This window comes from Pseudomonas putida, assembly GCF_003228315.1.
Lineage (GTDB): Bacteria > Pseudomonadota > Gammaproteobacteria > Pseudomonadales > Pseudomonadaceae > Aquipseudomonas > Aquipseudomonas putida_S.
The window spans coordinates 2,709,176-2,722,139 of record NZ_CP029693.1; the positions used below are offsets into that span (position 1 = coordinate 2,709,176).

General features: G+C 57.2%; 9 protein-coding genes. All 9 read right to left on the reverse strand.

Translation table 11 applies throughout. The features are described 5' to 3' along the window. Window positions 1–140: 140 nt before the first annotated feature. Window positions 141–881, reverse strand: coding sequence for an RNA polymerase sigma factor FliA (fliA, locus tag DKY63_RS12485; protein ID WP_077045792.1), 741 nt, complete (start codon window positions 879–881; stop codon window positions 141–143). Further along, window positions 878–1,708, reverse strand: a complete 831-nt coding sequence (fleN, locus tag DKY63_RS12490) for a flagellar synthesis regulator FleN (protein WP_110964370.1) — start codon at window positions 1,706–1,708, stop codon at window positions 878–880. Before fleN ends, fliA begins: the two co-directional genes overlap by 4 nt. Before the next feature lie 116 nt (window positions 1,709–1,824). After that, window positions 1,825–3,150, reverse strand: a complete 1,326-nt coding sequence (flhF, locus tag DKY63_RS12495; protein ID WP_110964371.1) for a flagellar biosynthesis protein FlhF — start codon at window positions 3,148–3,150, stop codon at window positions 1,825–1,827. An 11-nt stretch (window positions 3,151–3,161) separates the two neighbouring features. Next, window positions 3,162–5,252, reverse strand: a complete 2,091-nt coding sequence (gene flhA, locus DKY63_RS12500; RefSeq protein WP_430523146.1) for a flagellar biosynthesis protein FlhA — start codon at window positions 5,250–5,252, stop codon at window positions 3,162–3,164. Between the two features lie 386 nt (window positions 5,253–5,638). Then, on the reverse strand, window positions 5,639–9,160 hold the full coding sequence (locus DKY63_RS12505) for a glycosyltransferase (RefSeq protein ID WP_110964373.1): 3,522 nt from the start codon (window positions 9,158–9,160) through the stop codon (window positions 5,639–5,641). Window positions 9,161–9,225: 65 nt separating this feature from the next. Further along, the gene (locus tag DKY63_RS12510) at window positions 9,226–10,461 is read right to left on the reverse strand and encodes an FkbM family methyltransferase (protein ID WP_110964374.1); all 1,236 of its coding nucleotides are present in this window, start codon (window positions 10,459–10,461) and stop codon (window positions 9,226–9,228) included. 54 nt (window positions 10,462–10,515) lie between these two features. Next, on the reverse strand, window positions 10,516–11,136 hold the full coding sequence (locus DKY63_RS12515; protein ID WP_110964375.1) for an acetyltransferase: 621 nt from the start codon (window positions 11,134–11,136) through the stop codon (window positions 10,516–10,518). Beyond that, complete coding sequence (locus DKY63_RS12520) at window positions 11,133–12,266, reverse strand: aromatic ring-hydroxylating oxygenase subunit alpha (RefSeq protein ID WP_110964376.1); 1,134 nt, start codon at window positions 12,264–12,266, stop codon at window positions 11,133–11,135. The genes DKY63_RS12515 and DKY63_RS12520 overlap by 4 nt, the downstream gene beginning before the upstream one ends. 52 nt (window positions 12,267–12,318) lie before the next feature. Further along, window positions 12,319–12,954, reverse strand: a complete 636-nt coding sequence (locus tag DKY63_RS12525; RefSeq protein WP_110964377.1) for an acetyltransferase — start codon at window positions 12,952–12,954, stop codon at window positions 12,319–12,321. Between the last annotated feature and the right edge of the window lie 10 nt (window positions 12,955–12,964).

Here is a 12,964-nt window from a genome sequence, read left to right on the forward strand (position 1 = left end):
CAGACTAAAACGCGCCCAGCACCTGGACGCGCCATTTCAATCAATCTGGCAAACACTCGATGACTGTCCGGGATACAACGGATCGAGACCGGCGCGGTTCATCACCCCGCCAGCCACGTCGCAGTGCCCCCACACTGCCTTCAGCGCGCTCGCCACTCTCCCAAACGCCCCCGCAAACGGGCCGCGCACTGGCTGTGTAACTGGCTGACCCGAGATTCGCTGACCCCCAGGACCTCACCGATTTCCTTGAGATTCAACTCTTCGTCGTAGTACAGCGCCAACACCAGTCGCTCACGCTCCGGCAAATTGGCAATCGCATCCGCCAGCGCCGCCTGGAAGCGTTCATCTTCCAGATCGCGTGACGGCTCGAGATGAGCACTGGCGCCATCCTCGTGCAGCCCTTCGTGTTCGCCGTCCTGCAACAGGTCGTCGAAACTGAATAAACGGCTACCCAGGGTGTCGTTCAAAATTGCGTAGTAATCGTCGAGGCTCAATTGGAGTTCGGCCGCAACCTCGTGATCTTTAGCGTCACGGCCGGTTTTAGCTTCAATCGCCCGAATCGCGTCACTGACCATGCGGGTATTGCGGTGGACCGAACGTGGCGCCCAGTCTCCCTTGCGCACCTCATCGAGCATGGCGCCGCGGATGCGGATGCCCGCGTAGGTCTCGAAACTCGCGCCCTTGCTGGCATCGTATTTGGTCGAGACTTCCAGCAGGCCGATCATCCCGGCCTGGATCAGGTCTTCGACCTGGACACTGGCCGGCAGACGCGCCAGCAAGTGATAGGCAATGCGTTTGACCAGCGGCGCGTAACGCTCGATCAGCTCGTACTGCGCGTCACGCGCCGACTTCTTGTAGAGGTTGTAACCGCTGGCTGTCATAGCACGGGTCCTGCCGTTTGTTGCACAAGGCGCTCGACGAAAAACTCCAGGTGCCCGCGCGGGTTGGCAGGCAACGGCCAGGTATCGACCTTCTGTGCGATGGCCTTGAACGCCAGCGAGCACTTGGAACGCGGGAAGGCTTCGTAAACGGCACGCTGCTTCTGCACGGCCTTGCGCACGCTTTCGTCATACGGCACGGCGCCGACGTATTGCAGGGCGACGTCGAGGACACGGTCGGTGACCTTGGTCAGCTTGGCGAACAGGTTGCGACCTTCCTGCGGGCTCTGGGCCATGTTGGCCAGGACGCGGAAGCGGTTCATGCCGTAATCGCGGTTCAGCAGCTTGATCAAGGCGTAGGCGTCGGTGATCGAGGTCGGCTCGTCGCAGACCACCAGCAACACTTCCTGCGCGGCGCGTACGAAACTGACTACCGAGTCACCAATACCCGCAGCGGTGTCGATCACCAGCACATCGAGGTTGTCGCCGATGTCGCTGAACGCCTGGATCAGGCCGGCGTGCTGCGCCGGGCTCAAATGAACCATGCTTTGGGTGCCGGACGCGGCCGGAACGATGCGGATGCCGCCCGGGCCCTGCAACAGCACGTCGCGCAGCTCGCAGCGGCCTTCGATCACGTCGGCCAGGGTCCGTTTGGGGGTCAGGCCCAGCAGAACGTCGACGTTCGCCAGTCCCAGGTCGGCGTCCAGCAGCATGACGCGACGGCCAAGCTCGGCTAAAGCCAGGGACAAGTTCACTGACACGTTAGTTTTCCCGACGCCACCTTTGCCGCCGGTCACCGCGATCACCTGTACGGGATGCATGCTGCCCATGTTATTTCTTTACCTTGTCTTGCATAGACGGAGGCCACATTACTGGCTGCGCGTTCACAACCGGAACAATGCGTGGCAGACCATCGATGTAGGTACAAAAACTATTCATTTTTACCTCAGCCTACCTGCTTGGTGGGGCTGTGGTAGATATCAGCGAACATGTCGGCCATGGCTTCTTCGCTGGGCTCTTCCTGCATTTGCACGCTGACGGCGCGACTGACCAGTTGATGACGGCGCGGCAGATGCAAATCATCCGGAATCCGCGGGCCATCGGTCAGGTAGGCCACCGGTAACTCATGACTGATGGCCAGGCTCAATACCTCGCCCAGGCTGGCAGTTTCATCCAGTTTAGTCAGGATGCAGCCCGCGAGCCCGCAGCGCTTGTAGCTATGGTAGGCAGCCGTTAGAACCTGCTTCTGGCTGGTGGTTGCCAGGACCAGATAATTTTTCGACCGAATGCCTCGTCCGGCCAGGCTTTCGAGCTGCATGCGCAGCGCTGGATCGCTGGCCTGAAGGCCTGCGGTGTCGATCAGCACCACGCGTTTGCGCAGCAGTGGATCCAGTGCCTGGACTAGCGATTGCCCCGGATCGACGTGCGTGACCGACACGTTGAGAATCCGACCGAGGGTCTTGAGTTGTTCCTGGGCACCGATGCGATAGCTGTCCATGCTCACCAGCGCGATGTTCTGCGCGCCGTACTTGAGCACGTAGCGGGCAGCCAGCTTGGCCAGGGTGGTGGTCTTGCCCATGCCGGCAGGACCGACCATGGCAATCACCCCGCCCTCTTCCAGCGGTTCGATCTCAGGCGTAACAATCATGCGTGCCAGGTGCGCCAGCAGCATGCGCCAGGCCTGACGAGGCTCTTCGATATCGGTAATCATCGCCAGCAGGTCCCGCGACAGCGGACCGGACAGGCCGATGCGTTGCAGGCGACGCCACAGGTTGGCCTGATCGGGACGACGGCCTTGCAATTGATTCCACGCCAAAGAACCCAGCTGAACTTCGAGCAATTCGCGCAGGCCGTTGAGTTCGGAGCGCATCGAGTCGAATACGCGCTGGTCGATCGCCGGTGCAGCGGCGGGCGCGGGCACAGGGCGACGCGGCTCGGCGTAGGTCGGCTCGATCAGTGGCTCGGCAGCGGTCAGCGGCAGGCCGGCAAACAATTGGCGATTGACCGCGTTGTCGCTCTCACCTTCGCTGCGCAGGCTCAATTCGGCCTGGGCGGTGACGATCCGCGACTGGGTCTTGCGCAGCTCGTCTTCGAGTTCCATGTTCGGAACCCGCGGCGCCAGCGCCGACAGCTTGTAATCCAGGGCAGCCGTCAGCTCGACACCACCGGCGATCCGGCGGTTGCCAATGATGGCGGCCTCAGCGCCCAGCTCATCACGAACCAGCTTCATGGCCTGACGCATATCGGCGGCGAAAAAACGCTTAACTTGCATAAACCACTACCTCAGCCGTTGGGCCCTACTGTCGCAACGATGGTCACTTGCTTGTTGTCCGGAATTTCCTGGTAAGCCAACACATGGATTCCGGGAACCGCCAGTCGGCCAAAACGCGAAAGCATCGCGCGAACCGGACCGGCCACCAGCAGAATCACCGGTTGACCTTGCATCTCCTGACGCTGCGCCGCTTCGATCAACGAGCGTTGCAGCTTCTCGGCCATGCTTGGCTCCAGCAGAACGCCCTCTTCCGAGCCTTGTCCTGCCTTCTGCAGACTATTGAGCAATATTTGTTCCAACCTTGGCTCCAGCGTGATCACTGGCAGCTCGGAGTCAGTCCCTACAATGCTTTGCACGATGGCGCGGGATACGCCGACGCGCACCGCGGCCACCAAGGCGGCGGTATCTTGACTCTTGGAAGCGTTGTTCGCGATGGCCTCGGCAATGCTACGAATGTCCCGCACCGGCACCTGTTCGGCCAGCAGCGCCTGCAGCACCTTGAGCAGTTGCGACAGCGACAGCACGCCCGGCACCAGCTCTTCGGCCAGCTTCGGCGAGTTCTTCGCCAGCAATTGCATCAACTGCTGGACTTCTTCGTGGCCGATCAGCTCGCTGGAGTGCTTGTACAGAATCTGGTTCAAGTGGGTCGCAACCACGGTGCTGGCATCGACCACGGTGTAGCCGAGCGATTGCGCCTGGGCACGCTGGCTGATTTCGATCCACACCGCTTCCAGCCCGAAAGCCGGATCTTTGGCGGTAATGCCATTGAGCGTGCCGTAGACCTGGCCCGGGTTGATCGCCAGCTCACGGTCCGGATAAATCTCCGCCTCGGCCAGGATCACCCCCATCAGGGTCAGGCGATAGGCACTCGGCGCCAGATCGAGGTTGTCGCGGATGTGCACGGTCGGCATCAGAAAGCCCAGGTCCTGAGACAGCTTCTTGCGCACGCCCTTGATCCGCGCCAGCAGCTGACCACCCTGATTGCGGTCCACCAGCGGAATCAGGCGATAGCCCACTTCCAGGCCGATCATGTCGATCGGCGTCACGTCATCCCAGCCCAGCTCCTTGGTTTCCTGGGCGCGGGCCGGCGATGGCAGCAGTTCCTGCTGGCGCTTGACCTCTTCCAGCGCCTGCACCTTGACCATGTTCTGCTTGCGCCAGAACAGATAGGCGCCACCAGCCGCCAGGGCCGCCATGCTCAGGAAGGAAATGTGCGGCATGCCCGGCACCAGCCCCATCACCGCCATCAGGCCAGCGGAGACGGCCAAAGCCTTGGGCGAGGCGAACATCTGGCGATTGATCTGCTTGCCCATGTCTTCCGAACCGGAAGCACGGGTCACCATGATCGCTGCAGCTGTCGATAACAACAGTGATGGCAATTGCGCCACCAAACCGTCACCGATGGTCAACAGCGCGTACACCTTGCCGGCGTCGGCGAAGGTCATGTTGTGTTGGAAGATACCGACCGCCATGCCGCCGATCAGGTTGATGAACAGAATCAGCAGGCCGGCGATGGCGTCACCACGGACGAACTTGCTGGCACCGTCCATGGAACCGTAGAACTCGGCTTCCTGGGCCACTTCCGAACGACGGGCCTTGGCCTGGTTCTGATCGATCAGGCCGGCATTGAGGTCGGCGTCGATCGCCATCTGCTTGCCGGGCATCGCATCGAGGGTGAAACGCGCGCTCACCTCGGAAATACGCCCGGCGCCCTTGGTCACCACGACGAAGTTGATGATCATCAGGATCGCGAACACCACGATACCGACCACGTAGTTACCGCCGATCACCACCTCACCGAAAGCCTGGATCACCTTGCCGGCGGCGGCGTGACCGTCCTGGCCGTGGAGCATCACCACCCGCGTGGAGGCCACGTTCAGCGCCAGTCGCAACAGGGTCGCCACCAGCAGGATGGTCGGGAACACTGCGAAGTCCAGCGGCCGCAAGGCGTACACGCAGACCAGCAGCACCACGATCGACAGTGCGATGTTGAAGGTGAAGAACACGTCCAGCAGGAACGGCGGGACCGGCAACATCATCATCGCCAGCATGACCAGCAGCAACAGCGGCACGCCCAGATTGCCTCGGCTGAGGTCCGCCATGTGCGTGCGTGTCGTGTTGAGTAACTGAGAGCGATCCACCGGTAATCCCCGTGCCTTTAAAGCAAACTTTTGACGCCAGAAGCGGGCGCACGGGGGCTACTGCAAAAAGCTTTCCAACTTTTGTGGAAGATTGAAATAGAGGGGGTTGCAGATGGATCTGTACTGTCCGGGCCGGCCTCATCGCGGGCAAGCCCGGCTCCCACAATGATCGGGGCTGCCCGCTGAAATTGTGATCGACACAAAACCTGTGGGAGCCGGGCTTGCCCGCGATGAGGCCGGATCTGCCAACCCAAAAATCAGGAGCATCGGCACATGGAAGGCACGGTGTTATCGCTCCGCGCGCGGCAGTAAAACCCAGCGGCGCGCGTGATCCCTCCTCTGCTTCCTCAGTCGGGCAGCCAGACCTTACGCCACGACAATACCGCGTCGTCGTCCAGCATCCAGTCGCGACGCACCGCCTCACGCAAGGCATCACCCGCACGGGCCGTTGCATCCAGGTCAGCAAGATGCATACGAATGGCCTTGACCCAGTCCTTGAAGCGGTTTCTCACTCGAGTGACCGGCAGGTCGCCCTGGTAGCAAACCAGATCACTGCACACCACCGGATAACCACACGCCCCGTACTCCAACAAGCGCAGATTGCTTTTGCATTCGTTGAACAGATTCTGCTCCACCGGTGCCACCGCCAAATCCAGATTCAGGCTGGCCAGTGCGGCCGGGTAGAGGCTGATCTCGACTCCGCTATGGAACTCCTTCACATAGGGCCGCAGATTGTCCGGGCACATGCCAAAGAAGACCCAGTCCACTTCATTCGCCAAAGCCTTGACCACATCGCCAATCAGTTCCAGATCGCCTGTGTGGCTATTTCCTCCCGCCCAGCCCACTCGCGGTTTGGCACTGACTCGACGCTGACTGACCGGCAACGCCCCCCACCAGCGTGGATCGAGCCGGTTTTCCATCACCCTGATATCCGGATGGAAATCGCCTAATGCCTCGGCCAGTGTCCCGGTCGATACGACAAAGCGATCCACATACGACAAGGCGCGACGCAAGGTGCGCACGATGTCCTTGGGCATTTGCCCTTGATGAATGCTTTTTAGCGGCAGGTTGGGCAGATAATCATCCAGTTCAAGAACCTTGAAGGCTTTGGAGAAGGTCTGCACGCGGCGCATGTTGTTGAGCTGCGCTTCGCTGATTTGCCGTTGAAAGATGATTGCATCAGTCGCAAGTCGCTCCAGCTCAGTCAGCGGCAAAAACACATCCGACTGAACGCCGTCGATCAAACCGGCGTTCTTCTGCGCATTGAACGGTTGGATCACCCGATATTGACCACAGCCACCCCGATCGGCCGGGTGTACCAACACTGTCGGCACGGGCCGCCAGACCAGCGGACGCCAGCACAGCTGAGGGTCGGCCAACTGGAAGCCATCACTGCCCTGCATCAATGAAAAATTGAGATTGTAAGCCGGGTCGCGGGCCAACACGGGGATCCAACGCTCATACAAGGCCTCTTCAACCGCTTCTCCTCTCGGCTCGGCCGGCACGCTGTGCATGACTAGCGCGCGAGGCGTCCAGACGGTCAGATAGCCTTGCTCAGCGACTCGAAGACACAAATCGATGTCCGCTCCCGACTCTGGGAAATGCTCCGCATCCAGGCCGCCGACACCTTCGAACAGCGCCTTGCGCACCATCAGGCAGGCATCGGAAACCGCACTGCACCCTTGATCGACCAGCAAACGGTTCATGTATCCGGCTGCATCGATGTGCTCACCCGCAAACGCCGAAGCGGCTGCGCCCTGCAGGCCAAGGATCAACCCGGCATGGGTAATCCGGCTGTCGCTGGAGAGGGTTTTCGCCCCGACAATCCCTACTTCCGGACGCTGCGAATGGTTGAGCAACTCACCCAGCCACTGCCCCTGGAGAATGGCGGCATAGGAACGCAAGAACAGCAGGTACTCGCCTTCGGCATGTTGCGCACCGATGTTGTTCGCCGTTGATCGATCCACGGCGTGCGTCAGACCCAGTACACGGATGCGATTGCCGGAGATCTCTTCGATCGCTTGCAGCCACTGCCGAGCCTCGTCTGACTGGCTGGCATTGTCGACGATCAGTACTTCGTAATAGGGGTGAAGCGTATGTTCCAGAATGCTGAAAATACAGCGCTGCACCGCTGCCAATTCATCGTTCATCACCAGGACAATCGAGACCAACGGCTGCAACTCATGACCGTAATCAATCTGGTATTGGCCTGGCCGGGAGCTATTGATCCGTGACCGCTCGTAGCCTCGCAACTTGAGATGCTCGGCAATCGCACGCCGCTCATCCTCGTTTTCGCGAAACACTTGAGGCTGACTGATCAACAGCGGTTCGGACACATGCCCAAAACCCGCGATCCCACCCTGATTGATCAAGCGTAAAATCAGCTCGAACTCCAGCGCCTGCGGGAAAGTCGCGTCGAAACCACCGGCCTCCAGAACCACCCCACGCCTGAATATCCAGTTGTGAGCCATGGCCGCCGGGAAACTGAGCAAATAATCCAGATTGAAATCAGGTCGCAAAGTGACGCCAAAGTCGCCATCGTTGTGACGCAGGACGCCATCACAAAACACCGCGCGGCAATCGGAATCGGGTAACAGTTCCAACCCGGCAATCAGCAAACCGCTGCGAGTGAATTCATCTCCCGCCTTGGCCAACAGGCACCACTCGAACGCCTCTTGCCGCAACAATTGATTGATTTGTGCGACGTAGTCCGACTGCAAGGGGATGAAATGCAGTTTCTCGTCCGTGGACGCCTGCGCAGACGCATCAGGCGTCAACACCAGCACCTTCAGCGCGCCGTAAAAATTGTGCTCCGCTGTCAGGCTCTGCAAGGTGCGCATCAACGCCTGAGTTTCACCCAGCAGATCCAGGACGATGACTCCAATCAACGGGCCGCCACCGCTCGCTTGCAGGTAGCGTTCGATCATCTGGTGTTGAACTGGGCTTGGCACCCGTGCAGCAATCCAGTGCCGCTGCTGTTGTGCCGAAAGCTCCCGGGCATAGCTGACCTGCAGCTGCTGCAGGATGTCGACTTGTTCGATGACCCCTTCGCCATTCAACAGAGAAACCGATACCAGGCGATTGTCCGGACCTGCCCGGCTCCAGCCGAGCTCTCGAAGCGTGCGCTTGAAGTCGGCATGCCCCTGATTACCAATACCGGGCTGGTCGCGACCCAGTTGACTACCTTGCTCGGGAGAGACGCGAAAATCCGTCAAAGGCTGCTTGAGCAAGGCCAGGTTGCCCTTTTGCAAGAGCTTCACATACATCGCCAAATCGCCGACCCAGTAGATCAAACAACCATTGAGCGACATCAAGTCGTCACCTAAGGCCAATAGATCTTCGCGTCGACAAAGTACGCAACTCGGTTCACCGATGAAGTTGAGTGTATGTTCACCAAGGAAAGAGGTCAGCTGCGGGCCATTGATCACGACGTCGGTCGTAAAGGGGAACGCCGTAGCAATGTTATCCGGCAGCTGTGCCCCATCAGGGCCCACTATCCGGCGGCGCGACGAAGCGAGAGAAATAGAGGGATCGCCATCCATGGCAGCTGCAAGCTCAGCCACGCAGTCTGGATGCAGAACATCATCGTCATGGAGAAATTTTACGTACTTGCCGCTGGCAACTTTTATGCACTCAATCGCATTGAAAAGCTCGCCACGCTGGTGTTCGTTAAACACATAACGAATAGAAACATCCGTAGTCTCTTGGTAATGGCGCACCAATGCACCGATTACATCGGTGCGTGAGTCATCACAGACGACAATTTCCAAAGGCCTATAGGTCTGCCGACAAGCACTGGCCAGCGCCGCGTCGAAATACTGCGTTTTGTAGGCAGGAATAACCACACTAACCAGTGGCTTGTCGTTCATAAAACCCTTCTTGTTTGCTAACGCTAACGCGCACTCAATAACAGCCGCCGACCTACCCAAGTAGCTCAATAAAAATAGAGGCAGGTATCCCAGCGTTCTTCCGTATGGTGACGAATGCCTATTTTGTAATCGCCGCGCAGACCTTCGATGAATTTGGAAATATCCAACAAGTCAGAAGCCCTGTGATAGGCCGAGATCGCCATTTTTGGGCGTCCATGAAGAATATGTCCCTGCGCGCCTTTCAAGGTATCGAGCTCTGCGCCCTCAATATCCATCTTGATCAGCGTCGGGGAATCATCAAGCAGACTGTCCAGGCGTCGAACCGCAACATTCCTGCAAATGGCCTGATCCGTAGGGGCTGTCAAAAGATGACCACCATGCCCCCCCTCATGCAGGAATGGCATTTCTCCATCCAGACTGCCCAACGCGCAGCCCAACAACTCAATCACACCCTTTTCGCCCCTGTCAGAGCGGCCTGGATAATCCTTGATAAAAGAGGCGATTGTCTCCCGATTGACCTCATCGGGTTCGATCATCCATATCTTCTTGAAGACACCATCCGTCGCATCGATAAAGGCTTTGGTGGATTCTGCAATCGAGGCACCGCAATCAGCAAAGCGCTCACTTTGATTGGGCAGCCACAGGCCCGATCGGAAATAGAGTGTCAGATACGGTTTGGCCGCATTCAGAATCCACTCGGGATTACAGGTCAGGTGGCTGAGCAAAACGCTAAACAACGTAAAACGAGAGTAGTCGTCACCCAAACGATGGCTGAGCGCGATAAATTCGGCCGCATGCGAGGCGATATAACCGCCCCAGTCATCAATGCGATGATCGGTACAAGGGCTTATTGAAAGCAGACGCAGAGCCTGCTCGAAGTTCAACATCGGAATGACGTGCTGCAACGTCAGATTCTTGAAATAACGGCGTGCGTAGTCATAGCGGCAGCCATTGACAGTAATGACTCGCTGGCCGCTCGACAACTTCAATAAAGCTTGCGAAGTGATAATGGGAACGCCATGAAAAGCAGCGCCGTCTTTTGCCTTGAAATCGTCGACCACCCCAACGATCTTTACTCGCCCAGCGGCCTCATTAATAAAGAGCTGGGAGAATTGGGTTGTACCGAGCAACACAACTTGCGTCGATGCCCCTTCGGACTCGTAAACATGGCAGGCCTCAGCTGGTAGGCAGAACCAGGGGCTCACTTGATATGAAGACACCGCTTGCAGGAAGGTGGCCATGAGATTTTCATAACTACCAGACACTTCCAGACTCACCGATCCGTTAGAACCGCTCTGCATGTTGCCTCCCGAAAAATAGAATGTGACGCCGATGCACCAGAGTTAAAAAGAAAATTATATTTTTAAGATCCTGGCGCCATCGGGCATTAAGCGATCATAAAAAGATTGATCCGGAATTAACGCTGGCAGTTGCCCGCCCAACAACCATTCGCAATGGTGGCCGACTTTTGTTCCCTCAAGCGCCAAACTTCCGGTGGAAAGCGTAGAGCCTTTGCCAATTACCACTTCCCGCCCCAAAGTCACCCCGGGAAACAGCGTCACGCATGAACCCAAACGCACCGAGCGGTCCATTGTGACCTGGCGATCCAACCAGCAACCCAGCCCCACGACGCTTTTATCGGCAAGGTTGCATCCTGCTCCAATGAAGACATTCCCCATGAGCTGGACACCCTCATCGACAATCGCCTTGGGTGAGACCAGATTGAATAGTCGATAGCCTGCCAAACGAACTTGCGCAATCAACTTGTGCCTTGAGTAATTGACTGCACGTTCATCCAGCGCTACAAAAACCTCGGTATCGCTCGACACGTAACTTGCAAAAAAATCATCGAGCTTAAAGCTATAACGATCTGCCGAAGACAGCGCCCACCCTACAAAGGTCATTCCCAGATCGTTCGCTACACGGCAGGCGGACTCAAGTGCATCGCCCTCGCCCAAAACAACGTAGTTCGTCATACGGTTTCCCCCAGTACATGGTTTTTATACCAGAGGTGCTGCTGAACGATATGGGCCTCGTATTCTCCGTGCATAAACCGACGCGAATGAGCTCCCAGGCCATCCTGCAAGCGCTCAAGGACAACAGTATCCTCCGCGATAACCGTCCGTTCCCCACGAATGAGCGTCGATAGCAACGCTGTGAAGTCTGTACGTTCATCCTTTCGCGTTGCCGTCATCATCCACAGGTGGTAATCGGTGACGCCTGGCGATACCGGGTCGTATTGCTGCAGTAGAAAGTGCTCACCCTTCACACTACAAAAGTTCACATTAGGGTATATAAACCAGTTGTAGTAGGCATGGTCATTACCGTACTTATCACACAACGAGGCAAACCAGTTCTCATAAGGCTTGATCGAAGCTTTCGTATTATAACTTAGAGACTCGAGCCCAGGAGCCACGCCTGCGTCTATTAGCTGTAGCACCTTGGAAGGTTCTAGAGACTCCACAACAGGAAGCTCTTTCACCATCTGGCTCATTGCAGGCATAAAAGTTTTAGAGTGAACGAAAGGCACATGGTTATAGTCTTTGACGTTCTCCATATTCAACTTCCAGTTATATCTGACTCGATGACAACTGTAAATTATCTGGGAGTCCAAAAAAGACGACACTTCTTGCAATTGCTCGAGAAAATTCTCGGAAAACTGTTCCGTCAACGCGATCGGATTTTCCGAAAAATTAATAAAAAGCAACTGCCCTACTTCTTCCACTTGCAGCTTCTTCAGGCAAATTTTCTCTCGCTCTGCCGCACTGAACTGATAAAGCCCATCATTTGGCATACCACGAAGCTCGCCCTCAGCCCCGAAAGACCACGCGTGATAAGGGCAGACCAATGGGCGCTTGCCAGCGTTGCTGGTCTGAATGGGCGATAGCCGATGCGGGCATTCATTGACGAAGGCACGAATACCGGCCTCGGTCCGCTGAACAAGAATCGGTGTACCTGCAACCTTTCGAGTAAAGAACTGGTTACGCTCGCGCACCATCGAGCTGAAACCGACAAAGCTCCACAACTTGCCAAAAAGCTTCGCGCGTTCCAGCGTGAGCGTTTCTTCACTGATGTAGTGCTTTCCATCCAAAGCATGACGCGGCATAAAACTTACCCGTAAAGATTCTTGACCAGCCACCGCGGACCCGAGGCTTTTATCACTTCTTGTTGAATATCACTCGTGCCGGGTTACCGACCACCGTCGCTCCCGCCGGGACATCATTGAAAACCACTGCCCCCATACCAATCACGGCGTCTTCACCTACGCTGACGCCACGGGCGATCATGGCCCCGGAGTTGATGACTACCCTGTTTCCGACCTTTACATAGCCTGCCAACAGACACCTGGGCGCGATATGAACGTAATCGCCAATAACGACGTCATGACCGATCATGGTTTCCTGATCGATAAACCCGTAATCGCCCATCTTGCTGTCAACGCCGCAAGTAACGTCATAACCAAAAAAAGTCGGCCCCCAACTGCTACGGGCACCTAATTGGCAGCGCGTTCGGATATCAACAAACTTTGCACCTTTGTCGAGCAGGAGCTTCACCTGCTTTTGACGGCTCGATGGATCGCCAATGGCGACAACGAACAAGTGAGCTGGCTCGGGCTCAAAGTGCTCGGGATAGCCTAACCAGGGGTAATACAGAGACTCAGAAACTACTTCGGGGCCTCTTTCGTCAACAAAACCGCCAATCACCCAATCGATACCGTGGGAGTAGTCAACCTGTAGTTGGGCCAATACCTGACGCCCAAGCCCGCCGGCGCCCAAAATAATTAACTTCTTCATGCCCAAGCTC